We start from the raw sequence: 24,359 nt of genomic DNA on the forward strand, positions 1-24,359 counted from the left end.
CTGCCGCCTCCGCGGGCTCCAAGTGTCCCAAAGCTCATTTCAACCAGGTTCAGAAGTAGTTATCGATAGAAAACCATAAGTTGCAAGGCGACAATGAAAAAAGGGCGGCCTTCTGGCCGCCCTTCGTAGATGCTCGAGGCAAATCCGCGCGCCACCTACGATGGCAGACAAACTGACCTTCACAACCACGCTGGACGCGTCTGCTACTCCCAAGATCACCTTCACACCGACAGGTACGGCGTTTCAACTGATCGACGCGGGTCTTACGGGAGAAGTAAGTCGGACGGACCAGCACGAAGTGACGGTCGGCTTGGCCCTGCCGCCGAGCGCGACCGTTTATCTCAACAGTCTCCGGTCCTTCCTGTTCACGCCGGCGCGCGCGGTGGTCGCCCTGAAACAGGCAGCCGCCCCCGGGAGGAAGCCGGCCGAAACCGCGCTCGTTCTCGGCAACCGTGTCACGGGCGGCGGTTCGCCTGCAGAGACCTTGGCCGTCTATGCGGTCGACCAGCTCAAAAGCAAGCAAGTTCAGGTCCAACCAGCGCCTTAGGCAAGACAGGAGAATGTCATGGCGAAGAAGGCCACGAAGACTAAGAAGGCGGTGAAGGCTAAGAAGGCAACGAAGAAAGGGACTGCGAAGGAGCCGAAGAAGGCGAAGAAAGCGGCCAAGAGAGGGGTCATCGATCCCTTCCGAGGAAAGCGCGATGGCTGGCCGCGCCCATCGCCGAAACTCGAGAATCTCCCGTGATCCAGAGGGCGATTCCCTCGGGACGTCGCGCGGGTTGGCAAAAGTTATCGGTCAGCGAAATGCAACGTGAGCCCGGCCCGCGCGAGCGTCATCGCGCCTGTCGTCGGCTGTGCGATATGCTTCAGCACCACGGTCGCCCTCGCTGCCCATTCCAATGCTCATCGGAGGAATGATTATATCGTCGTTGGCTGGACGGCGCCGTCCGCATTTACGCTTTCGGCGCCGACCCCTGTTTCCACTTCTAGTTATCATCGGCGGTCACGTCTCGAGCGGCTCGCGTCCGGCTTCGCCGGTAGCGAGGGAGTATGATGGTCCAAGCGGCAAGCTTTTTGGCTTCCTCCAGGCGTCTTGGATGCGGGAGATACGCACTGGCGCGTAAAGACGTTTGTGAATAAACAGAACGAAAATCGAGAGATCTGGACTGTACCTGCTGGGCTAATCTAAGGGGTCCTGCCTCTTGGGCAGATCCACCTGTAGACACGCATGCTGAGGTGCGCCGGAAAGTTTATGCTCAATAGCCCCCGTCGAAGGGAAAATTCGTCGGTAAGCCTATCTTCACGCCGAGCTTGGTCTGCAGCGCCGCGTCCAGGTGAGCGCGTAGGGCCGCATCGCAGATGGCGTATCCCCAGTTCATGAGGCGGTCTTGGACGTTGCGAGGCATAGCTTCAAGCCGGGTCGGAATCTCGGCGAGCGCGACCGGGTTTCTTGTGGCGCACTTCAGCGGATCATCGGCTAACTGGTAGTCGGCGAACGAAGTGCGGATACCCCAATAGGTCCCGGTGTGATCTTTGCGGTGATAGGAATCGATCAGGTGGCGCTTGCGGAGGCTCCTGACTTGGTTGTCAACCGTGTCAAGCACGCGCAGCGAATGCCTCGCCCAGTCGCGGTGGGGATCCGGTTCCGGAGCGATCTTCTGCCCTGCATCGCTGACAAGAAGCGTGGTATAGCGCTTCACAATCGTCTCCAGCCCGAGATTGTCGTAAACGCCTCCGTCGCTCAGCACCGCGGTCCCGATGTACGGCTCCTTGTGCAGGTCGGCGCCAGGCGTATTGATGACTGGTTGCGCGATGTCGAGCTCGGAAGGAGAAAGCACCGGTGGGAAGGCGGACGACGCTGCGACTGCGACCGCCAGCGACACGTCCGGCTGTTCGACCAACCCGACGCGGTAGTCGCCCATGTAATTGCGCGAGAAACGCCAGAGCGCGGCCGTTTGTATGTTAGTGGCGTTGATTACGAAGCGGGGATTGCCCGGTTGAGAGTCATCGGGCAGCGCTTCAAGCCTGGCGCCTTTGAAGAGCGTCTTGTCATAAGCGTTGGCCACCCGCTCGCTGATCGAGCCTGGAAGCAAGATGCCGCCGATGATGGCGCCGGCGTCGACTGTGACGTCAGCCATCTTCCTGACGCGTTCGACGACGATCTCGAAGTTGGATGCAACGTCGTTGGTAAATTTGAGCTCGTTCCAGCTCGTTCCGAGTACGCCAGCTGTGATGGATCCGCCGGAAACGCTCGAAATTCGCTTGATCTTGCGCAGCAGAGCGACCTCATTGAGTCGGATCAACGCCCCCACGTGGAAGACCATCGCGCGGTAGCCGCCGCCCGATAGCGCGAGCCCAATTCCGTCCTCCGGCTGTGCAGGCGGCCTGTCGAGAAATTGATCCAAGGACATTGGGGTTACTCCCGGTTGCGCACTCCCGCATCTAGTATTTTGCAAACAGGCTGACCGTGCAAGGTTCACCTTGATAGGAGGAGCAACCGCATGAAGAGCTTCGCAATCCGTTTACAATATTTGCCGTCCTTTCCACTCAATTTCCAGGCAAAGCATGGACATAGGATTTCCGCGTCTAGTGGTTTTCGCGTTTACATGCTCGAGCGCAACTCGTCGCATGGCGGGGTAGGACCGGCGATCGGACGAGAACTCCGACCGCCTGCTGAGCCGCCACGTCGCCTTCGCTGACCCCGCCGGGCAGGCACTATTAGGAGCGGCCGAGAGCCCGCTCCGGGTGCTCAAAATCTCGCACGTCAGCCGCTTCAAAATTCGATCAAGATCCCTTGCTCGCCCACACCCGGATACTGTGTTGTGTATCTTGGCGCCTTCCTGATCTTCCGGTCGGCCCATCGCTCCGAATGCTCGGCTCTATAATTAAATACAAGCTTCGGGTTCTTGCCTCCGTGCAACAACACGCGCGCCATCGCTTCGGCGTCCGGATGGCCGAAGTAGCTACCATTGGATGAAATCAAATACTGGTTGCAGGCGACTTTGCCGAGAAGCTCGCTGCTGGTGCTCTTGGCGCTGCCATGGTGGGACAACTTGAATGCGTCGAGCGAGATACGCTCTTCTTGTTGGGGCAAACGGTCGAGCGAGTTGATCAGCCTGCCCGAAAATGCGTCGGCAGCGCAGAGGATGCACTTGCCCTGATATTCCACCAGGAATGCGATGCTGGAGCCGTTCGCCTCACCGACATCAGGCCGGAATCGCCTTTGAGCAAGCGCGGCCAGGTCGGGCGGCCACGGATCGCCGCGTCCGAGCAAATCACCCTCTTGACGCTCGCCGGTCGCCTGCTCCTCCTCGGCGACAACGTCTTCCCAGACTTTCGCCAGCTTCGCGAGTTGCGAACGATCCGGTCCCAGCAAGGTGAGCGCCAGACCGTCCTGGCGGACAATGCGCGGCAAAGCGCCCTCGTCCGGGATCACCACCGCTCGGCGGTGGAATGCCTCGTTCCATGGCAATCGCCGGGCGTCGAGCACGGCAGCTAGGCGCTCCCCCTGGTCCGGACCGAGCCGATCGGGCGGCAACAAATGCCGGTAGGCGTTGAACCAGATGTCGCTGAAGCTCAGTCCCGTGGGAAGGTTCTCCAGCAGTTCGAGCACGCCACCGATATGGTCATTGTCGACATGGGTCACGACGAGCAGATCGATGTGCAGCTTGCGATTGGGGCTTGCCGCCAGCATCTGTTCGACGCGCGAGAGCAGCACGCGGCTGCGCTCGGGTCCACCATCGATCACGAGATGGTGCGGCGACTGCTCCGATCCGTAGCTGAACCATAGACAGTCCCCCTGCCGCGCCGGCAGCATGGCGAGCCTGAACATGTTCAATCTCCCAATAGCCAATCGGCATCCCCGAAAGCGACCAGTGTCAGGCCGATCGGAAGCCCCCTCGAAAGGAACGCCCGCCTCACATTCGTGAGGGCATCGCCAATGGTCGTAACCCTGCTGCCGCCGAACCAAAGCTGATCGAGCTGCTCGATCAACGCGCTGGCGATCGGCGCTGCGTGGCGGCCCAGGACCGGGGTCAATGTTCCGATCACCACATCCGCTCCGGCGTGTCGGAAGCTGGACACGAAACTCGCAAGCCGCAATTCCGGCCTAGCCGTCTCGCACCCGAGCAGGATCACGACGACCGGATGGTTCGTCCCGACGACATCCTCGTCAATCTGCGCATTGGTCAGCAGGTCTCCGCTGCCGATCTCGATGACGTCGTTTCCGTTGTCGACATCGGTGTGCGGCAGCAGCACACACAGCGACGGCGTGTTTTGCTGCACGAAAGCACGCCATTGATCCCACTTGATCGCTGCAAAAGCCTTGCCTGCCGGTTTCGTCGCCAGATCCAGGCGTTGAACGAGTTCACGCAGGGCACCCGCCCCACCGGCGAAATTGCCGGCGCGCTCGCTGCTTGCAAAGAGTCGGCTGGACGGGCGCTTGATCCGTTCGCGGTCCGGTGACGGACCTCTCGCCGTGATTTCATCCTTGCCTTCGGAACCCGGCTTTCTCTTGCCAAAGATGTGTCGTTCAATGACCTTTGTCAGTCCCCAGAAACGCATCGCGCACACGTGCGTGCTGACCTCTCGATTTGGACAAGCCTCGCACGAGCCGCTGTTCAGCGCCCTTGCCTGATTTGGGCATACTTGCGCGGTTTTGGGATCCGGGGCCTTGCCGTCATAGATGAAGTCGACCGGAAGCGCTTCGTCGGGCTTGGCAGCCACCACCTGAATCCGATCAGGATTGCGGGCGAGAATCGGCTTGAGTCCCGCATCGCTCAGGTGTCGGCGGATCAGAACTCCGTCGTTTGCGAGATTTCGCAACAGAGCCGCTGTTACCTCCGAATCGGCGGCGCGAAAATCCTTTGGCGACTCGACCATCTCCTTCAGACGCGCGCCGACGCGGTCGGCAATCTTCTTGATCTCCGCAAAATCCTGCAGAAAGACCGTACCGTCGGCGATCAAGGTGCCTTGCGGCGCGCCGGTGAGGCTGTCGTTGGTCAGGATAGCCAGATCGAATACCCGCCGATCGCCCAGGTCCTGCAGTTCCGACCGGATCATTCCTTCTGGTACAAGCTGGATGATTGCCCCGGTTTCGGCAGCCTCTTGATCGGCCGCACCTGCCGCACCCGACTCAACGCTGGAATTCCTGCTGTGGACTTCTGCATTGAGGATGGCGGTTTGCAGAACGCGATTGGCATGCACGACTAGAATGCGCGCTTTGATGGAACCCGCATTGCGTGGCCGGATGAAGAACAACGCATCGCTGCTCGAACCGACCGAGTGAATGGTGATCTCGGCGGATGCCGATTCTTGGGGGCGCTCGTCGAATATGAACATCCTCTCAAGATAGGAAATCTCGCCAATTGGCTGGCCATAGCGAAGATCTTGCACAAAATAGTACGGTGCCGATAGCAGGTCGCAGTTTGGCGCCGTCACGATGATGGAGAGTGTTTGCTGATCCTGCGACCAATCGATCCGTTCATCGGGAAAACTTGGAAGATCCTGAGGTCCGGCGCGCGGCGCGATGTTTACCGCAAGAAGGCGCCATTCGTTGCGCACGAACGCATTGGCAAACTTCGTTCGGACCTCGGCCCTGCCGGTCCGCCCGAAGACGGGTTGCAGCGTCGCCCCGATATAACGCGGGTGCGGGGTCGATCCTGCTAGTCCTTCATTGATCTTCTCGGCCAGGAGGCTCGCGTCGCCGAGTTCCGAGTGGAAGATGCCGCGATTGATCGACCTAATTTCATTGGCGATGCCTAGCCCGGTCATTTCGAGTGATCCGGGGTCGCCTTGCGCGCCAAGTCTTGCGGCCCAGAGATTGCCCACCACGGTAATCTTGCTGTGATGGATGAATTCCTCATCGGCCACGATAAGGGGGATCCCGCCGCACTTGCGCGCTGCGCGGCTGATCGCCCAATCGAAGGACACGTCGTGGCTGATCTCTTCGATGATATCGACGATCGTCTGGTCTTTCTTCGTGTTGGAAATCGACGCGATGGTTGCCGCCCGCGCGGATGCTCTTAGTTCGAGGAAGTCGCGGGCATGCTCGGGAGTGGCGAATGGCTTGCGGTCCAGCAACACGATGGTGGTAGCTTGAACCCTGTGTCGCTCGACCATGGCCCTGGTTTCGGCGGCATCAAGCGGAGACAGCAACATGTCGCAGCCCTGGCCGGTCGCAGCCACATCGACGGGGCGGGTAAGTCGGCCAGACCACGCGTCATGTCTCGTGGTAAAGGCCGTCATGAGTTCCTGCGAGGAAGCATCCGGCAGAAATCCGAGGCGCAGTGGCCAGTGCCAGGCGTGGCGTGATTCCTCTCCCCGGATTTCGAAGAAGATCGATTCGATCCTGGCTTCCGGAGTCCACAGCAGTTCGGCCAGCCATGGGACTAACTCCGAGAAGGCATCCTTCTCAGGGTAGGCGAAGCCGGCCTGAAGCTCGACAAGCCCGTGCGCCTTGACAAAGCTCTTCCAGGCTTCTGCAGCGATCTTCGGTGAAAGTCGCCGCTTCAGGCCCTCCCAATGAGCGCTCGGGGATAGCCACCAGTGGAGCCGTCTCGAGGGTTGCCAGACGGCCCGCTTGTTCATCTCCGCGTCGAACGCCTTCGCTATTTGCTCCGGGTTGTCGAGATCGGGCTCGGTTCCGCCGAACGCGCTCACGGCAACGCCGAGAGCGGCGACCGCCAGCGCCCGCTCCGGCATTGGCAGTGCGCCAGCCCAATCTCCGATCTCGCGAGGGGGCATGATGTATCACTTTATAGGTGTTACGTCCGACCATACAATTATCACGGGATTTGGTCTGGTGGGCGAATTTTTGACATGCTTAGGCCTCGGTCGTGGAGTGACGGCCCATCGCCCGGATCCGGCCGGGCACGTCGGTCCCGCGCGCGACCTGCAAGCGGCGCCGGCGGCTGCATGCGAGGCCACGGTTGCAACCTGCGCCAGGAAGCCGACGACCATGAATCCGGAGCCGAAGATCCAAATGCTCAACGCCGTAGTGGCGAGCGGCGGTACGAAACCAACGATGAACGCCGCAAGCGAGACACTGGCGGAGAGCCCGGCTTGAATAACCTGATACCGCAAACCTTTCGCACCGAGCGCGGCGATGTCGCGCAGAGTGGTGCGGACGCGGCCGACCGCGCTCGGCAAAGCGGGGTGCTGAGGGATGCGATTCCATGAAGCGGCGTTGCAGTGCCGAACGAAGCGAAGGCGCCGCGCGGAGACTTCAGGGGCGCGGGCGCTAATAATTGGTGGATCTAGTCGCGCGAAGTCTGCTCTTGTAGCCGACCACGTCTTTGATATCCACGAAAGCTGTTCGGAGATTGCGATCTCCACTGAGGATGCCGCGCACCGGGATTTCCCGACGGACGATCGCGTCAAACAACGTGATGACGGGGATTCGGCAGTCGTAGGGGGCATCCGCCAGGCTAACGGCGCCAGCCGGTGCGATTTGGATCGTCGGCGCTCCCGTTAACAGGTCTTCCAGCCACTTCATGGTCTCGGCGCGGCGAAACAAGTAGCCGTGTTGGCCAATAATGCCGCCTTTGACCCAGAACGGGATAACGTTGTGTCGGACGATCTTTAGCAAGGCCTTACGGCGGATGCCGAGATGTGCTTCCAGATCGGTAAGCGAAAAAGCGTCAGCTATATCGCGTGCGATGCGTTCCGCGACCGAGGGATCCACCATCACCGGCACCCCCTTACGCTTCTCGGGGCGGATCAACCCTTCCATTAGGAGCAACTTACGCATCGTGCCGTGCCTGACTTTGGCCATGAACGCTGCCTCGGAAAGGCTAATCGTCCGGCGCGAGGCGGAGAGAACCGAACCAGCACCAGCTCTCGTTAAACTCGAAAAAGCGCGCCGCGTGACTTGGATTTTGGTCCCGGCGTGTCTGAAGAGTATCTCGCCGACACGGTGGAAAAGTCGCGCGCCACCGTTGCCCAAGAACCAGGGATAAAACCAGCCGTACATTCGGCCGAGCGACGGCGACGGGTCCCCAGTGGATTGCAGATATCCAGCGTAGGCATTCTCGAGGGCAGTCTCTACGGTGTTGGAAGCGACGAGTTCGAATCCTCTGATGCGCGCATTGCGATTGTCCTCGGAACTGGTCAATTGCGGCCAGCTCAGTCGGTAGCCGCAAAGGTCGAGTGCGCCGATGCGCCTCACCAACTCGGCCGCATATCCGAGCGGAACGTCGTCGAGCAATTCTGCGCGAACCTGGTTTGCAGCAACGTAACGATCGATCGCCCACTGGTCGGGCGCGGTCATTCTCGGATGTGCCGGTTCCGTCGTCAGGCTTCGCACGTCGCCATCCGTGCACTCGCGGCATTTGGCCACCGAGCCATCCGCCCAAGAGAGGCGATTTCCGCAGCTGCACCGATCGACGAGCATGCAGGAGTGGAACGGGCAGGTGGACACGAATGACCAATCCCACCAGACCCGATGGTAACTGGACTCAATCAGGCAGGTCGGGCAGACGCGCCGCACGGACAAGGGCGTGAGGTCCGCACCAGGGCGCAGCACGTGGCCGCCGACGACGGCGCGCGCATTGTTCTTGTGGATCGTTGCATTGGCCATGAGTTCTTCGATGTCGCAATGCAGTACAGCCGCGAGCTGCTCGAGATCTTTGCCGGTTTTGATATTGCCGACACTCAGGCCCGTGAACTGACGGATCTCTTGAATTCCGGCAAGACCGTTGCACTCAGCAAGTCGCAGAAGGCAGCCGTGCGGCGGCTCAAAGGGGGCCGGCGTCACCCACCTGGGAAGGGGCGAGTAGGATTTGCCAATAGACTTCACATCTACATCCTCGCGCCAAACGCGGTCTTGACGCGCTTCTGAGCCGCCTGCTTGGCCCGGCGATTTTCGGCCTGAACAATACGTTCCCTGCGAGCTTTCTCCACGATCGCAGGATAATTCGCTGCGGCGTCACGATTCATGAGGAAGATGTTCGCGTCGTCGGCGATGCCTTTCTTGACGCGGAGGAATGACGTCAGCGTCGGCACATCCACGTGGCTCGCTCCAATCGAGATCGCGTACGCCGTGACCTGATGAACGAATTTGGCGATGCGCCCGGTAAAGCCGTTTCGCAGCAGCGCGATCCGGAGCACCACATCATCCTCGTCGAGGCAGGACGGCTGATCGAATGGAAGCCGCAGATTCAAGGCGGACATGAATGCCTTCAAGTCCGACCCGGGTGACAGGTCGAGCGCGAAGGGACCGACGGTGTAGCGGCCTCTCTCGCACTCCTGGACCTGTTGATTTGCGTCAACCAACTCCATCATGTGCGGCAGACCGCAGCAGATCACGCCGGCGCGGCCGCACTTCGCCACGATCTTGAACACGTCGCCAGCATCGTACGTGCCGTCCGGATCCTTGTATTCAGAAATGTGGTGGCACTCGTCGAACGCCATGATGCGCGTCTGTTGCTCGCGCAGTTGCGTAGTCAGTAGGGTGAGCCGGTCCTGGGTGTTCATCCTCTCGGGGACCCTCTTTACGCCCATCGTCGAGAGTACGCCCGCGAATACAGCTTTGTACTTCGGCTTTTTGGGTACCTGCACCTTCACGATGGGCCGCAGCCAGCCGTTCGGCGTCTTAATCTCGATGGCCCAAAAAGCCGGATCGTCCCCGAGCGGTTGGACCTCGAAGCCCTCGCGGCCCTCATAGGCTTCGTTGATCTTGGCATGCTTGTCGATGATGAACTCGTCCAGCGCGGTCGTTTTTCCTGCGCGAGTCTCTCCTTGGATGAAGGAGATTTCGCCCTCAGGCGCTTCGCGCCAGGAATCCCACAGGTCATCTATGAGCGATATGGCGCCCGTTAGCCCCGGCGTGAAGGCGATAAATTGACCGATATGCTGTCGTCGAACGGAGCCGGACTTGGCTTCCCACGGAAAGTCTTGTTCGGTGCTCATCAGCGTTTCCGCCGATAAAGTCCGAAAGCCAATTCGTCGATCTCGCCTTGCGTGGCCAACCGCTCGAACTCCGCGAGCGGCACCTTGATCCAGACGGAGCGAGAAGGGTGCCATACGCTGACGTACCTGACGTCTTCAGGATCCGGTTGCACCCGAACCGACGCCGACCCAAACTGCTCGCGCAGCCGCTGCAGGATCGGCGACTGATACCGAATGCCATGGACCTCGATACCGTCGCATCGCAGCCGACGTTCGATCGTCACGTGTTTGCTTTTGGTCATATGTCTGCCTTATGGATTGTAGGGCGCTGCCGCCCGGAAAGAGGGCCTGTTGGAACGAGCGATTCCGTCCCCCCATTCGGCGTCGTCGTCGGTGAGCCGGGCGCTTCCCGGCGCTCCGGAGCGAACTGCGGTTCGAAGAAAGGATTCGGGAGAACTCGCTCGCGATAGGGACCGCGGGCGTCGGGCGGGTCGGATTTGGGGCCGGCATCGGCGACATGATGCCCGCTCAGCGGACGTTCGCTTTCGTCGGGATCGTGACGGGATTGATGAACGTGTTCTGCGGGCTTGCGCCCTTCGCTGACGAAGCGGGCGTCTCTTTTGGCCACTATCTTCTCCTTCGGTGCGTGAGCCTCGACGACATCCAAGACCCTCTGAAATGCCTTGGCGATCTTGAGACCGCGCTCCTCGTCGTAGACGTCGAGGTCGCCGAGCTCCTTCTTGATGTGCTCATATTGCGCGAGCGTGAGCTTCTCGACGTCGGTCTCGCTCAGAAGGTCGCCGTCGATCCAATCGTGGGTGTCCTCGTCGAGTACGTAGGCCTTCTTCAGATCCAATGGATCTATACGCACCATCACGTTCGAGCCGGGTCCGATCCGGTTGAGCAGGGCCGTGAAGGCGTTCGAGTTCCAGCGGAGTCTGTTATAGCGGACGCCCGCACGGCTCAGCGACCGTCTGACGACCAGCCCAGTCATGGGCGCGATGAGCTCTTCGGAAGGAGCGAGAGGCTGTCCGCCGATCTCCAGTCCCCGGAGATATCTTACGGCCGGCGGCTCGCCCGTTGCGGAATGCTTGACTTGGTTGTAGACGTCGATGATCCAGATCGCGACGATCACCTTGAAAGCCGACAACGGCAGGATGGCATTGCCCTCGGAGTCGTAGTCTCCGCGGTCCAGCACATTCGAGCGTGTGGTGCCCGGTAGAAGGTGCGTAAGCTGCTTGGTCTGCGTCCGGAACCACGACTCGATCTTGCCTTTCAGATCGCCTCGCGCTCGCGGAAGGTCCCGCGGCGAGATGTTGAGAACGGCGCAGGTCGCCTTCATGGACTCCGATCGGAATTCGCGACCGTTGTCGCACCACAACCGAATACATGGGCCGTAGACATCCCAGCTAAACTGGAAGCCGCCGCCCAGCGACTCGAGGAAGCTCTCCTTCGGCATCACCGCTACCCTCAGCGCAGCCATGACGCTCACCCAACTTGGCGGAGCGAATCCAATTTCGTAGCCGACGATGATGCGGCTGTAGCGATCGATGATCGCAGTTAGATACGGCTTACCGAACAGACGGCCCGTTCGATCGTCGCGGATGATCAAGTCGACCGGCGTGTGGTCGACCTCCCAGTCCGAACTCGAGTAGTCGCCGGGTGGCCCGATGCCTAGATTGCGGATCTCGTTGTCGGCCCTCCGTTTGGTGAAGCGATTGACGATCAGCGGATATTTCTCGCGTCGCGAAAGCACGCGCGCGATAGCGTTCTTGCCCAAGACCTCTTTGGCGCCGTTCTTCGCAGCCGAGGTCGTCAGACCATCTCGTTCGGCCTTAAGAAGAATGAGATCGCGAGCTCGTCGCCATGCGGCCTTCTCCGAGCCGCGTATCTCGGCATTGTAAATTTCGTCGATGGCGCGGTCGATCTCCTGGCGCTCCCACTCCTCCAACCGCTCGTTCTTGTTGCCCTTCTTGCTGTGGAAGTCGACCAGCGCGCGAATGTCGCGTCCGGCCGAGATCCAGCGCACGAACCAGCCGATGACCTGTCGCCTGGTCGGGAGCTCGTCCTTGGGGAACGGGTCTTTCGTCCTAGGATCCGAATTGACCCTGGCGATCAATTCATCGAGTACCTTGAGCCTGTCGCGAAACAGAATTTGGAGGTCGTCGATCTCCTTCACGAACGGGTACTTCTTGTAAGCGCTTTCGACCTCCACGGCAGTGAAGGAGCCGAAGTCGCGGGTCAGCGCCTCCCGGACGTTCTCGGTGAGCGCCAAGTACACGCCTTCCGACGTGATCTTCATTTGCCGGGCCAAGCCACGAACCGCCTGCGCGGTATATTTCACCGGGCGGGCGGTCTCGTCCTGAGGATCGTCGGGCGTGAAGTGCCAATATCCGTCGACGTATCCGACAACGAGATACCGACGCCCGAAGAGGCGAACCAGACCGCCCTGAATAAACCTGACGTTCATTCGCGAGCCCCGTGGGGTTCCGTCACCTTGGTGATGGTAGAGTCCAGCGAATAACGGGTGCGCCGATCGATCCGAATGTGACCGAGGCGCTCCAGCCGCACGGCAAGCCCGAGGCCGAAGATCGGATGCAGGGGAGCGATCAAGTGAGCGAACTCCTTGATCGTCAGAGTGGCCGGCGCTGCGGCCAGAGCGGAAAGACCGATGACGACGGAGGAGGGCGAGACGAGCGGGCCGTTATGGCGGTGAGCGATATGGGCGTTGTAGAGGCGCGGTTCGACCCGGATCTCGTCCTCGGTGAGCAGCATGAACGAGAAGCCGCGCCGGGAGCACGCCGATCGGAGCGCGTCCAAGCGCGCCCGCGCGAGCGCAGCTTTGGTCGGATCCGAATGATACAACCACGAAAGGATCTTGACCTCGACCAGTTCGTCCTGGCTATCCTTCCTGACGATGAGGAAGTCGGGCGTCCAACGACGAAGACGGCCGCGTACTTCGATCTCGATTGTGAACGGCTGCGCGACGACGTCCTCGAAGCCTCCGTCGTAGTCGAGCAAGAAGAGAGCATCGATTTCGAGAAGACTGTCACCGCTCACCAGCTTGCCGTTCAGGCGCGTCATGGGCACGTCGCCGACGTAGTGATCGTGACGGCCGGTCCGGATTTTTCGCGCCTCGGCGCCCTTGATGAGGCGATGGGTCTTCTGCTTCCAGCGGCTAACCTTAGCGCCACGTCCCGGACGACGACGCGCTGGTTTTGCGGCGCGGTGCGACGCAGTGCGGCCACCTGGATACCGAGTGGACAATTTCTCTCCTTCGCCGTCCAAAGACATGCGTTCTCAGCCGGCGTGCGAACGCCGCTTGCTAATTTCGATTTCTTGGGAGAGAATCCGGGTGTTGTTGGTCGGATTTACTCTGTCCAGAACGCTACGATCGGGACGGGGCCTGACTGGTGATCAGGTCCCGTCCTTTCAAATCGGGGGATCGGTCATTTCGTCTCCTTGCGTTCTGACGGAGGCTGACTCGCTGTCCGGCTCTTGACCAGCGGAAAGTCGAAAAGCTGAGTCAGCTGAATCACTTACGAAATAATGCTCTTGATTTTTTCGCGAGGAACGTTGCAAAGCGAGCTTCGGTCTCCTCCAAAATGCGTTGCGAGGCCGCGGTAATTGAACTGATCGATCGTCGGCGCGCGTGGCTTGGCGTCTCAAGTTGACCGAGCAGTCTCGGGTGTCGCGATCAAGATTCCATTTGATTTGCAAAATCTGTTGACGGCGCATCGACGCTCAGCCCCTTCACCGCGGCTTGATCATAAGATTGTGTGTGGAAAACCTCTCACCACCTGAGAGCCACGCAGTTCGAAGAGCAACGGGCGCCACCGTGAATACTTTGGTATTGGTGCCCGACGCCGAACGGCGCCTAACGATGCTGTCCGGTCCAAGAGGCTTGACGGCAAGCTCACCGATCTCGATCAAATCGGCGCAAGCCATGGAGAGCAACGAGGTTTCGGATCTGCGCTGAATCCGGAGGGTCGACACCAGTTCTCCTAGAGGCACATGGCCGCAACCCGCCAAAAGCTCGAGAATTTGCGTTCGAATACCATTGGAGACGCGTCGCGCCTTATGTGACCAGATCAGCCGGTGGTTCGAGATGGCAGGCTCGCAATAGAGTTCTTGCATCGTAAGGGTCAATGGCCGAAGCCGCGACTCTTCGAAGGCAAGTGGCGAGAAGGACGTCATCAATCGAGCGTCGCCGTCGAGGCCGTACGCGAAGCGGCCGTCATCGCGTAGTACGACAGCCAGGTTGCGTACCAAGACTGATCCCGACATCTTCTCGATCGAGCGTACAGCGGGATCGAGAGAAGCCCGGATCAGGGCATCGCGGAAAACACTGCCCTCGATAGGGATCGGACTCTGAGTCTTAGCCGAGGTGAAAAGTTCTCGCGATTCGTTCGAATGTGCCATGACGGCTCCTTCCATGTATCAGAGCGCAACAACTCCGAGCTTCGGTCCCATCAGTTCTCCGACCGTGATTTCGCTCGCGAACGACTGGTCTTCTCGAACAAGGCTCGGATCGCCTCGCCGGTCAGGTGCCGCTTCTCGGCGAGGGCGTCTGCGACGGCCACGATGGCGTCTCGATTACGCCGGACCAGCCGGGCGGCTTGCTTCTCCAGGCGGACGAGATCGGCTTCGACGCGCCGGCGCAGCGACTTGTCCCGCGAAACGGCCTCGAGTACGTGGTTTTGATCCGACGTGAAGGCGAGCTTGTTTCCCAAGCCCGTCGCATGAAGTGTTGCGATCATTCGCGTGGCGATCGCCATGTCGCCTTGTTCATCGAGACCGCTGCCGACGCAAACGTCTCCCACCAACAAACGCTCGGCGGCCCGGCCGCACAAGGTGGCGACGACGCGAGCTTCGAAGTCGTGTCTTGTCGGAAGATCGCCGTCATCCTGGACCGATGTCGTCTGTCCCGCCGCACCATCCTGCGTCCGGACGACGATGCCGCGTAGGGTGGCGCAACGCAGGACCAGGATGCCGACCGCGTGCCCGGCCTCATGCACGCAGATTCGACGCAAGCGCGCCGGTGGAATGGCCTCGTCGGGCAGGGCGACCGCACGCACGTCATCCGCTCGGAGCGACCGATCCTCGCGTCGCGCGATCCGTCTCGCGTCGCGCGTGACCATCATCAGTTCGGCGCCCGTCGATCCCTCGAGCAGCCGTCCGAGCTCGGCACGCTCGCCGCTTTCGATCTCCGGCAGATAGTGGGAGAGAATGTTGATCGTGCCGGCGAGATCAGGACGCCGGACCTCGATGGCCTTTTCATAGCGGCCCGGGCGCAAGAGCGCCGAGTCGATGCGATCGAGATAATTTGTGCAGGCGATGAAAATTGTCTCCTCGCCACGACCGCTGCCGCCGCGCGAAAAAGCAACGTCTAACCTGAGCATGAAGTTGGTCAAAACGGGCAACCACCAGTCACGTCCTCTACTTGAAATTGTGGCGCGGTCCGGTAGCGCGTCAAGTTCATCCAGTAGAAAAACGCAACTTTGAGTAGATACCATATCGAACATGGCATTCGTCGCCTGTACCACCCCGCCAAGCGCACCATCCGACCGGGCGAAGAGATCCGCGATCGAATAAGCGAGGAGCGGACGATTCATGTGCTTCGCCACCAGTTTTGCGAGGGTCGTCTTGCCCGTTCCGGTTTCGCCGAACAGCACGACTGAACGGCTTAATTGACTGAAAGGAACACGGTCTTTCAGATCGGTAGCGAGATCCAAGAAGAATTGGCGTGCTGCACCGTATTCAACGGCGGAATAGAGCGACGGCAATCGATCGTCGCCGTCGGAGCCGATCCTCCGCTTAGTGGCTCGCTCTAGACGGGAGAAGATTTGGCGCGACGTCGATCGAGGACGAAAGGCGGCGGCCAGATCGTGGATGTCCAATCCGGAACCGATCAGCGCCGGAGCCTGAATGGTGATGGCACGACCGAAGTGCGTTTCGAGGACCTGCCGCAGCGTATCGCCTATCGGGGCAGACAACGTCATCGTATGATCCGCGCTCGCGCTCAGCGTGGAGGGAAGAATGTCGGTCGATGTGGCGATGCCGACTACCGAGCGTCCGTCCGCGAGCACGCCGGACACGTTGGAGTTCCCCACGGTGCTCTTGTGTTCCGAACGATTCGCGCCGTCTCTGGCGACGACGTGCCAGCGATCACCAAAGGTGCGCTTCCAGAAACGCTCGGAAGGGACGATCCATGCGGCGGTGGGAACGATCACGACGACCGCTAACCCAGTCTGGCCGGAAAGCGAGCGGCGCAGCGCCGGCTTCATGGCCTGCTCGAACGCCACTTGGACGATCGTATCGGTTGGAGACCGCTTGTCGCGGGTAGGCATTTCGAGAATCTCCGGAATTTCGACTTCCTCGGCAGGGCGCAGGTCCCGAAAGCTCACTCGCGCAGCCTAGTCATGGTTCGTGGTCCCAGCGCCGCCGAGATCAGGTCCAATTCGACGAGATCGGCGCACGCCAAAGCCAGCACCGCCGTCGTCGGATCGCGGTCGCTCCTCAGGCGTTTCAAGAGATCGCCGAGCGTCATTGCGCCCTCATCGGTCAGCGCGCCGAGAATCTGCAAGCGCAGCCCGACGTCCACTGCCCGATTGGCATGCTCGAAAACCGTCCTGGCATTGGTACAGCGAGGCTCGCGCAGGACGTCGGATTCCGTCCGAACCAATGCACGAAAGCCCAGGTCGACCAAAGCCTGCGCAACCATAAGACGCTGAGCTATTGAACGGCTCGGCCTAGCTTCGACAATATCCAAATGATATCGACCGTCGTCGCGTTCGATGACGATAACATCGACATCGCATGTAGAAGGCACGGTAGGAACGGTCGGCAGATACTCGATCGATCGGATCGCCGGGTCGAGCGCAGCTTGCACCAGGGCGTCCGTCATGACGGGATGCCGCAGCGGGACGACTGATCCTCCGCATTTCACCGATACGAACTGGCCCACCCGGCACAGTCGTTCGCTCCTCCCTATACCCATCTTTTGCCCTTTCTTTGCACTCTCCCGTCGGCGCATGCACGATCATCCATGAGACGCGTTCGCCTTTGGATCTACCGAGGTCGGACATCCAGGAAGGCATCCGTGTCCCAGTCGTATCGGGATCGGACGAGAACTGGGCGCTCTCTCACGACGCCCCGCCGTAGGAAGACATCGCGACCCGCGGCGATCGGAACGGGCGTGCCGCGCTGGTGGAGCTTGCAGAGCGGTCCGAGTACGAAGTCGGTAGCGAACAATCGCCCCTCGGCACCGCAATCGACGCACGCGCTTGCGGAGCGAGCCTCGGCGAGGCCGATCGCTTCGTCGATCTTGAGAGCCTGTCGTTGGGGAATTTCGGACCTGCTATTCCAATGCGTGCGCAACACGCCGTTCTCGCAGACCATGTGGGTGAAATAGACAGTGCCGTCGTTCGCCGCATCGGCCACTCGTTCGACCAAGCGCGTGACGACATGATGCCAACCCGGGGCGCAGCGCGGATATCCCGGCGCAAACGCCACCCCACGGAATGACCGCACGAAAAGAGTTGGATGCCTTCGGATAAGTTTCTCTTGCCAGGTCATTTCGGGGCTCCGAGTTTCGATCTTGTCGATTTCGCCGTCTTGCAGCTCGGCGATGAGTTTTCGACCAAGCGATCGGAGCGACGAGCCACCCAGGCGTCGCGATCGGGAAAGGTCGCGAGGTCGGTGCAGAGAACGCGTTTGCAGATCAGATTGCTGACGATCGGCGTGATGTTCCGTTCTCCAACGGCATGGCCCAGTTCGCGAACGCTGAGGCGATCCCTCTCAAGCGCACGTTCAATCCTCAAGCCCAGGTGATGGTCGATCTCGAGCCCGCGATGTTCCCAAATGCGCTCGCAGTGATGGGCGAGCGGCTGCGCACAGATCGAAAAGGTGTCCACTGCGCGTAAGATGATGTCGTGCTGATCAAGCGCGATCAGCAACAGTCCCTCGCTATCGATGTCACGATCAACGCGCTCGTCTACGATGTCATATGCGACGCACCCGTCGTCGTGCTCAGCAACCAGCATGCCGACCTCGATTTGCTCGCCCGCGAGGGGCAGGGTGGCGACAAACCTCAACGAGCGGACCGCCGGATCCAACGTCAACTGGACCGCAAGCCTCCGACAGTTCGATTCATTTCCGGAACCGAGCAGTGCTCGGCCGCTGGCCGAAAGCAGATCGATCGATGGGTAGCGACGAGAACCGGCTTTTGTCTGCGACACGAATTGTCTCCGACTTCACCGGAAAAGGTAGATCGCCAGGCCTCTATCCGGTCCGCGGGCCCAAAGAGAGCAGGGACCTTCGCTAGAGTCAAGATAGTTAGCTATCTAGATGGATTGCCGACTGGCTACGGCTTGGACCGAGCGCGCTTTCTTGGGATGTGGATATCTTGGGGTTTTCCGAAAGTCAGCACTTCCGCCGGACTCGACCCGATGCTAAAAGGACCTAGATGGTCAGCTATCTGACCCAAGGGGAGCATGTCGTGCGCGAGCCGAAGAAGAAGGTGTCCAAGGCGCGAGTGCGAAAGGACAAGAGGAGCCAACTCTTGATCTACATGCTCCCGAGCGTAATCCGGCAACTCAAGCTCGCAGCGCTCGCGAAGGGGAAGCCGTCATATGAGCTCGCGGAAGAAGCCATCATAGAGTGGTTGAAGAGCCACCAGGCCGAGATTAGGGAAGGCACAGCGAAGATCTCGCGTGGTGAGTAGAGCGGACGCTGCGGACCCGGACGGCCGACCTACCCAAAGCGCACTGCCGTTTAGACTAGCTTCCAATTCGATGCGATTCTGCTTTCCGCCTGAGTGTCGCTCTCGACGCCCGGACCAAGAACCCGACCCCAGAAGAGCTTGCTGGATCGGCGGCCGCATTCTTCGGGCAACGCCCAAAGTCCCCGCCATTCGCGAAAATTCCGGGTACAGCCCGGTCAATTTGGATAGGATGCCACCGATCGGGGAGGCGTTAGCTTGGATTCGGTGAAGGGGGATGCCGCGCGTTCGGGCCGTACGGACCACGTGCCTGCGGAACGGCTATTGGAATTGCTGGACTACGTCGGCCAGGTCATCAGGCTCGACGAGCGTCCGGCTTTTAGGCTGTCCGAACACCGGCTGGCAAACGGCCAATCCTTCATCTTCCATCAGCATGAACTTCATTCGCTCCCCGGAATCACGCACGATCTGGTCGACGAAGACGGAGCGGTCTGGCTGTGCGCCGAACGGCTGAAGCGAAACGATCCGCCGCCGCCCTCCGAGACCCTCGCGCCTTGGCTCGAACTCACCCCGGATCCCGACAGCACTCCGTATCCACGCGACCACATACTGCTGACCGTCGCTAAGCCCGAATGCGACGAACTCGTCGCTACCGGGCAAGCCCGCGCCGAGGATTGCGCGGAATCACTGGCCCCCGACGCAAAGGGACAATTCGACGTCCGTCTCCGTCTGGAAGATAAGCCCGGCATCGCCGCGGAAGCCGAACAATACGTCACCCTATCATGGCTGCCGTGGTCGATCGCCGAGCGACCCCGGCGCCGTTCCATAGCGCTCTACCAGAAGCTTTTCGAGGTCGTCCAACTGTCGGAGCTAGGAGGCGCCGAACAGACGTTCGAACTCGTGTGGGGCATAGGCCTGTCGCGCTGGGTGAAGGACGGCGCGGTCATCGACCTTCCGCTCATCGAACGCCTCGTCGAGATCGAGATCGACGAAAGGGCCGCCGGCACCATCCGGATCCGCCCCCGGCAGGCCCCAGCCACCGTGAATCTTCGGCCCTACGACGAATTGAAGATCGACGGCGTACCCGTGGCGCAGGACGCCGCCCGAAGGGCGATCGCCATCGTTGACGAGGACATGGGGGTCGGCCCGTTCAATCGCGATACCTTCGAGCCCGTGCTGCGGTCCTGCCAGACCAGGCTAGATCCCGAAGGGACCTATTTGCCGGACACCCAGCAGACCGCTCCGGATGCGGCCCCGCCGGCGGCTTCGCAGCATCTCGTCGTATCGGACCGGTGGGTCTTCTTCGCGCGCCGGCGATCCGACAACTTTTTGCTGCAGGACCTGGCGAGCCTCAAGGCCTCCGTCGAACGGGCTCCGGAAGACCTCCCCGGACCATCACGCACGTTGGTGATGGGACCAGCGCGTGCCGCTGGCGCGCGCTGGAAGCCGCTATCAGACGCCATGGGCGCAGCTGCCGGCGGCGCGGGGCCGCCGGATGCCGACCCGACGCCTCTCGGCGATCTGTTCTTCCCTAAACCGTTCAACGACGAGCAGGTCGAGATCGTCCGCCGCCTCGAGGTGAACGACGGAGTAGTGGTGCAGGGCCCGCCGGGTACCGGCAAGACCCACACGATCTCCAACATCATTTGTCATTTTCTCGCCCAGGGCCGCCGTGTTCTCGTGGTCTCCCACGGTGAAGCCGCTCTCGCGGTGCTGCGCGATCAGCTTCCGGAGCAGGTCCGCGATCTCGCCATCAGCATCACAACTTCCGAGAAGGAGGGGTACAAGCAGCTCGAAGGCGCCGTTCGTCTCCTCCAGTCCATCGTTGAAAGCCTGCGTCCGAACGAGCAGTTGCGCCTGATTGCCGATCTCGAAGCGTCGATCATCGGCATGCGCGGCCGCATCCGCGCCATCGATGCCGAGATCGGAACGCTCGCGGCTCAGCAATTGTCGGCCGTACCGGGTCAGAAGATCCGGCCCGCCGAACTCGCGGCGGCGGTCGTCGCGGCGACCGGCACGTACGACTGGTTCACGGACAGGCCCGCGGAATTCTCCGCGCAGGTCGGGGTATCCGACGACGATATCGCTCGGATCCGAAGCGCCCGTGTGGCGCTGGGTGCACGGATTGAGCACTTGCAGAGTCGGCTGCCGTCGAGCGCCGACCTGCCCGGCGGACGCGCGCTCGCGCATCTCCACGCGGATATCCTGCGCGCCGACGAGTACCGTGCGCAGGCGAAGAACGATCCGTCCGTCGCGCTCCGCATCAACTCGGCCGAGGCGCTGGACCAGGCGGATCGCGCTGCCGACGGCCTGGACATGCTGCTCGACGCCTGCCGTCATCTCGACGCATATCCGTTCCTGCGCCCCTTGTGCGTGGCGCTTCACTCGGTTCGCGATGCTCCCTTCGACGCGGCACTGAGATCCTTTCTCTCGGAAGCGGCGGGCGTGCTCGCGGAACACAGGAAATTTCTCGAGACTCCTGTAGCCGTGCCGGAGGAGGCCGTCTCCTCGCCGGAGATCTTCGAGGCCATCTCGCGGCTCGCCGCCGGCGAGAGGGTCTTCGGCGTGTTCGCGTTCAAGCAAAAGGCCTTGAAGCCCGCGATCGATGCCATCCGCATCCTGTCGCGCGCACCTGCCAGCGATTCGGAATGGACGCACGTTCGCGACTACCTGTCTTGGCGCGGCAGATTTCTCGATGCGCAGCTTCGCTGGCGGGGTCTGGCGCCCGAACTCGGGGCGGACGCGGCTGGCATCGCCAGCCTACGGCAGCTTTCCGAACTCACCGTGGCGCTGAACGACATCATGATAGCCGCGCCGAAAATACACGGCGATTTCAGGACCGCCATGCGGGTCGTGGCGGTCGGCGAGACGCAGCAACTGTGGCCCGACGAACAGCGAATGCGCGCGATGCGCACGTTGCTGCGCAATGCTGCTTCTGCCGTCCGTCTCGCCGCTGCCCGCGAGGAAGTAAACCGCCTGTCGGCCCTGTTCGGTCCGGCCGCAGGCAAGATTGGCGCCCTCGCGAAAGCATTCCTCACGAGCGCGGTCGGAAGGAGCGATCTCGACGAGGCCAGGATCGAGGAGACCTGGTCGCGGCTGCTGGAGGCCATCGACGACCTCGCCCGGCACCAGCCTCATTTCGATGTCCTTCGTTCGGGAGCCGACGACGTGGCGGCCGCCGGCGCGCCGGAGTGGGCCGACCGGATGCGGAGCTTGGCGGTTGTCGACGGTGTCGACGCGCAGACGCCATCCGGCTGGCGGGAAGCTTGGGATTGGGCGGCGGCGCAGCGGTATCTTGCCGATCTGGACCAGCGTGACCACGTAGCCGCGCTGGCTAGGGAGCGGGCGACGCTGGATGCGTCCGTTGCAAAGGGCTTCGAGCAGGTGGTTCGCGAGCGCACGTTCTACGCGCTGGCCAATTCGATGACAGGACCCGTCCGCGCGGCGCTGATGATGTTCGCCACCGCGCTTCGTAGGATCGGCAAGGGAACGGGGAAGGGCGCGCTGCGGCACCGGCGCGACGCCCGCAAGGCGATGGCCGCCTGCTACGACGGCATACCCTGTTGGATCATGCCGTCGTGGCGCGTCGCCGAGCAGCTTCCCGGCGAACTCGGCACGTTCGACCTCGTCATCATGGACGAAGCCTCGCAATCCGACATTAAGGAGGTAACTGCCCTGCTGCGCGGCCGCAAGATCCTCGTCGTCGGGGACGACAAGCAGGTCAGCCCGACGGCCGCCTTCATCGACAATGCGAAGATCGACCGCCTCGAACGCACGTTCCTGACTAATCAGCCGTTCAAGACGCTCCTGCTTCCGGGCGCCTCCCTCTACGATCTCGCGAAGGTGATGTTTCCGGACAAGTTCGTCATGCTGCGCGAGCATTTCCGCTGCGTCGAGCCCATCATCCGCTTTTCAACGCAGTTCTATACGGAGGCGCTGGTCCCCCTGCGCATACCGACTGCCCATGAGCGGATTGATCCGCCGCTGGTCGACATCTACGTGCCGGACGGCAGGAGGACCGGCGACAAGATCAACCGCCGTGAGGCGGAGGTCATCGTCGACGAGGTAGTGCGGATCGTCGGAAATCCTTTGCTGTCGAGGGTCGGCGACGGCGAGCGCTGGCGCAGCATCGGTGCCATCTCGCTCATCGGCTCGAAGCAGGCCGCCCTAATCAATCGCATGCTTCTCGAGGCGCTTGGCGAGGAGATGGTGCTGAGGCACCGGATCGCGTGCGGCGATAGCGCGACTTTCCAGGGCAACGAGCGGGACGTCATCTTCCTCTCCATGGTGGCCGACCCGGCGAGCAAGCAGGCGCAAACCGCGCTCCATTTCGAGCAGCGCTTCAACGTCGCGATGTCGCGCGCCCGTGACCGCATGTACCTGGTGCGGTCCGTCCGCGAGGAGGAGCTCAAGCCCGACGATCTCAAGGCAAAGGTGCTGCGCCATTTCCGCGATCCGATGAAGGGCCGCAAGCGTCCGGAAGGCGATCCGTCCTCGCTGTGCGATTCCGATTTCGAGCGCGCCGTCCTTCGCAGGCTGCTGGACCGCGGATACCGCGTCACGCCCCAGGTCGGCGCGATGGGTTACAGAATCGACCTGGTGGTGGAGGGCGCCGGCGACCGGCGCCTCGCGGTCGAATGCGACGGCGACCAGTATCATGGGCCTGAGCGCTGGGCGGACGACATGGCGAGGCAGCGCGTGCTCGAACGCGTCGGGTGGCGGTTCTGGCGTTGCTGGGCATCGAGCTTCACGATCGACCCCGACGGCTGCATGGCGGAGCTTTTCACCGTGCTCGATGCCAACGGGATACAGCCGACGACGGAAGACACCCGGCCGGAGAGGTACACCGAGCTTCGCGTTGCCGAACCGCGGCCTGTGGGAACTACCGGCGGGACCGACGCACCAGATCCGACACTGCGCGGCAATGCCGACAACGGCATCAAGGTCGGCGACAGCATCGTTGTCCGGTTCCTCGACGACAACAAGACGACGAGCTTCGTATTGAGCCGCGACCGCCACGATCCGGTCAATGGCCTTGTGGGGGCGGAAACGCCCTTCGGAAAGCAACTACTCGGATCCGACGAGGAGGACGAATTAGAGGTCGAGGCCGAGGGGCGCAGCCGGCGGATTCTCATCGTACGGACCGCCCGGGAGCGGGTCAGCTTGCACTGATGGACCACGTACGCTTAAAATCTACCAGAGTGGAAGTCGCCACCGGCTAGGTTCCGCGCGCTCGCGGTCTTGGTGACCGCCGGCTTGACGTTGGCGCCTTCTCGGCGCCGGTGGTCGCTGCGCAAGCCCGTTTGGACGTGTCGATATCGGCCGACTTGGCCTGTTGTCCCGACGAGCAGAAAAAACGGCTGCAAGGACTGGCCCTTGGTTGCGACGTGCGTTCTGCAGGCGGTGCACGCGGGCCCTACCCATGCCGCCGCCCTCCCGCTGCGGCATGCGAGCGGTACCAGGCGGCTGGTCGCAGAAACGTAGTCGGTCATGGTCTGATCCATCCACCTCCCGACCAACCCCCTCGAATCCTGGCCTGACCGGTGCTTGACGCCGATTCCCTTCGCGCGCGGATGCCGTCGTAATTTCGATCCCGGCCGCCGGCGCTCATTGGCCCGGTGAAGGCGTCCTCCCACTTTGTGGATGCGGGCGCTGCGGCCGCCGTGGTCTAGGCCCGCCAGGATCGCGCCGGAGCCAAAAAGCGATCCTTAGAACGTTATGTCGCCGATCGGCGGGTGGTAGGCGAGCA

Annotated in this window: 17 protein-coding genes; 4 read left to right on the forward strand and 13 right to left on the reverse strand. The window is 61.6% G+C overall.

Features of this window, described 5'->3' with window-relative positions:
• Nucleotides 1-160: 160 nt before the first annotated feature.
• Nucleotides 161-547: a hypothetical protein gene (locus tag ACFQX9_RS22455; protein ID WP_377790533.1), complete on the forward strand. Its 387-nt coding sequence runs from the start codon at nucleotides 161-163 to the stop codon at nucleotides 545-547.
• 18 nt (nucleotides 548-565) lie between these two features.
• A complete protein-coding gene (locus tag ACFQX9_RS22460; RefSeq protein ID WP_377790535.1) occupies nucleotides 566-745 on the forward strand; it encodes a hypothetical protein in 180 nt (59 codons plus the stop codon).
• 511 nt (nucleotides 746-1,256) lie between these two features.
• On the opposite strand, the gene ACFQX9_RS22465 is transcribed toward ACFQX9_RS22460, so the two are convergent.
• The 13 genes from ACFQX9_RS22465 to ACFQX9_RS22525 all read right to left on the reverse strand — a co-directional run bounded on the left by ACFQX9_RS22465 (nucleotide 1,257) and on the right by ACFQX9_RS22525 (nucleotide 18,128).
• Nucleotides 1,257-2,411, reverse strand: coding sequence for a patatin-like phospholipase family protein (locus tag ACFQX9_RS22465; RefSeq protein WP_377790537.1), 1,155 nt, complete (start codon nucleotides 2,409-2,411; stop codon nucleotides 1,257-1,259).
• A gap of 362 nt (nucleotides 2,412-2,773) precedes the next feature.
• Nucleotides 2,774-3,832, reverse strand: coding sequence for a ComEC/Rec2 family competence protein (locus tag ACFQX9_RS22470; RefSeq protein WP_377790539.1), 1,059 nt, complete (start codon nucleotides 3,830-3,832; stop codon nucleotides 2,774-2,776).
• 2 nt (nucleotides 3,833-3,834) lie between these two features.
• Nucleotides 3,835-6,660, reverse strand: coding sequence for a hypothetical protein (locus ACFQX9_RS22475; protein WP_377790541.1), 2,826 nt, complete (start codon nucleotides 6,658-6,660; stop codon nucleotides 3,835-3,837).
• 580 nt (nucleotides 6,661-7,240) lie between these two features.
• Nucleotides 7,241-8,797, reverse strand: a complete 1,557-nt coding sequence (locus tag ACFQX9_RS22480; RefSeq protein ID WP_377790544.1) for a TniQ family protein — start codon at nucleotides 8,795-8,797, stop codon at nucleotides 7,241-7,243.
• A gap of 2 nt (nucleotides 8,798-8,799) precedes the next feature.
• Nucleotides 8,800-9,909 (reverse strand): TniB family NTP-binding protein, encoded by a 1,110-nt coding sequence (locus ACFQX9_RS22485; protein ID WP_377790546.1) that lies wholly within the window; start codon nucleotides 9,907-9,909, stop codon nucleotides 8,800-8,802.
• Entirely contained in the window at nucleotides 9,909-10,172 is a 264-nt protein-coding gene (locus tag ACFQX9_RS22490; RefSeq protein WP_377790548.1) for a Mu transposase C-terminal domain-containing protein, read from the reverse strand. The genes ACFQX9_RS22485 and ACFQX9_RS22490 overlap by 1 nt, the downstream gene beginning before the upstream one ends.
• 14 nt (nucleotides 10,173-10,186) lie before the next feature.
• Entirely contained in the window at nucleotides 10,187-12,358 is a 2,172-nt protein-coding gene (locus tag ACFQX9_RS22495) for a Mu transposase C-terminal domain-containing protein (protein ID WP_377790550.1), read from the reverse strand.
• Entirely contained in the window at nucleotides 12,355-13,182 is an 828-nt protein-coding gene (locus tag ACFQX9_RS22500) for a TnsA endonuclease N-terminal domain-containing protein (protein ID WP_377790552.1), read from the reverse strand. The genes ACFQX9_RS22495 and ACFQX9_RS22500 overlap by 4 nt, the downstream gene beginning before the upstream one ends.
• Before the next feature lie 459 nt (nucleotides 13,183-13,641).
• Nucleotides 13,642-14,310, reverse strand: coding sequence for a hypothetical protein (locus ACFQX9_RS22505; RefSeq protein WP_377790554.1), 669 nt, complete (start codon nucleotides 14,308-14,310; stop codon nucleotides 13,642-13,644).
• 50 nt (nucleotides 14,311-14,360) lie between these two features.
• A complete protein-coding gene (locus ACFQX9_RS22510; RefSeq protein WP_377790557.1) occupies nucleotides 14,361-16,295 on the reverse strand; it encodes an AAA family ATPase in 1,935 nt (644 codons plus the stop codon).
• Nucleotides 16,292-16,795, reverse strand: coding sequence for a hypothetical protein (locus ACFQX9_RS22515; protein WP_377790559.1), 504 nt, complete (start codon nucleotides 16,793-16,795; stop codon nucleotides 16,292-16,294). Before ACFQX9_RS22515 ends, ACFQX9_RS22510 begins: the two co-directional genes overlap by 4 nt.
• Before the next feature lie 164 nt (nucleotides 16,796-16,959).
• A complete protein-coding gene (locus ACFQX9_RS22520) occupies nucleotides 16,960-17,466 on the reverse strand; it encodes a hypothetical protein (protein ID WP_377790561.1) in 507 nt (168 codons plus the stop codon).
• Nucleotides 17,463-18,128, reverse strand: coding sequence for a hypothetical protein (locus ACFQX9_RS22525; protein ID WP_377790562.1), 666 nt, complete (start codon nucleotides 18,126-18,128; stop codon nucleotides 17,463-17,465). The genes ACFQX9_RS22520 and ACFQX9_RS22525 overlap by 4 nt, the downstream gene beginning before the upstream one ends.
• Nucleotides 18,129-18,355: 227 nt before the next feature.
• Here ACFQX9_RS22525 and ACFQX9_RS22530 point away from each other — a divergent pair, with 227 nt between their 5' ends.
• The gene (locus tag ACFQX9_RS22530; protein WP_377790564.1) at nucleotides 18,356-18,613 is read left to right on the forward strand and encodes a hypothetical protein; all 258 of its coding nucleotides are present in this window, start codon (nucleotides 18,356-18,358) and stop codon (nucleotides 18,611-18,613) included.
• Between the two features lie 264 nt (nucleotides 18,614-18,877).
• On the forward strand, nucleotides 18,878-23,782 hold the full coding sequence (locus ACFQX9_RS22535) for an AAA domain-containing protein (RefSeq protein WP_377791050.1): 4,905 nt from the start codon (nucleotides 18,878-18,880) through the stop codon (nucleotides 23,780-23,782).
• Nucleotides 23,783-24,359 lie beyond the last annotated feature (577 nt).

Origin of the sequence: Bradyrhizobium sp. GCM10028915 (genome assembly GCF_042666195.1) — a bacterium.
GTDB classification, from domain to species: Bacteria; Pseudomonadota; Alphaproteobacteria; order Rhizobiales; family Xanthobacteraceae; genus Bradyrhizobium; species Bradyrhizobium canariense_D.

Excerpts from the sequence above, each read along its gene's own strand:
- ACFQX9_RS22455 (WP_377790533.1), top strand. The coding sequence starts at position 161 with ATGGCAGACAAACTGACCTTCACAACCACGCTGGACGCGTCTGCTACT.
- ACFQX9_RS22500 (WP_377790552.1), bottom strand. The coding sequence starts at position 13,182 with ATGTCTTTGGACGGCGAAGGAGAGAAATTGTCCACTCGGTATCCAGGT.
- ACFQX9_RS22470 (WP_377790539.1), bottom strand. The coding sequence starts at position 3,832 with ATGTTCAGGCTCGCCATGCTGCCGGCGCGGCAGGGGGACTGTCTATGG.
- ACFQX9_RS22465 (WP_377790537.1), bottom strand. The coding sequence starts at position 2,411 with ATGTCCTTGGATCAATTTCTCGACAGGCCGCCTGCACAGCCGGAGGAC.
- ACFQX9_RS22460 (WP_377790535.1), top strand. The coding sequence starts at position 566 with ATGGCGAAGAAGGCCACGAAGACTAAGAAGGCGGTGAAGGCTAAGAAG.
- ACFQX9_RS22505 (WP_377790554.1), bottom strand. The coding sequence starts at position 14,310 with ATGGCACATTCGAACGAATCGCGAGAACTTTTCACCTCGGCTAAGACT.
- ACFQX9_RS22520 (WP_377790561.1), bottom strand. The coding sequence starts at position 17,466 with ATGACCTGGCAAGAGAAACTTATCCGAAGGCATCCAACTCTTTTCGTG.
- ACFQX9_RS22485 (WP_377790546.1), bottom strand. The coding sequence starts at position 9,909 with ATGAGCACCGAACAAGACTTTCCGTGGGAAGCCAAGTCCGGCTCCGTT.
- ACFQX9_RS22515 (WP_377790559.1), bottom strand. The coding sequence starts at position 16,795 with ATGACGGACGCCCTGGTGCAAGCTGCGCTCGACCCGGCGATCCGATCG.
- ACFQX9_RS22495 (WP_377790550.1), bottom strand. The coding sequence starts at position 12,358 with ATGAACGTCAGGTTTATTCAGGGCGGTCTGGTTCGCCTCTTCGGGCGT.
- ACFQX9_RS22530 (WP_377790564.1), top strand. The coding sequence starts at position 18,356 with ATGGTCAGCTATCTGACCCAAGGGGAGCATGTCGTGCGCGAGCCGAAG.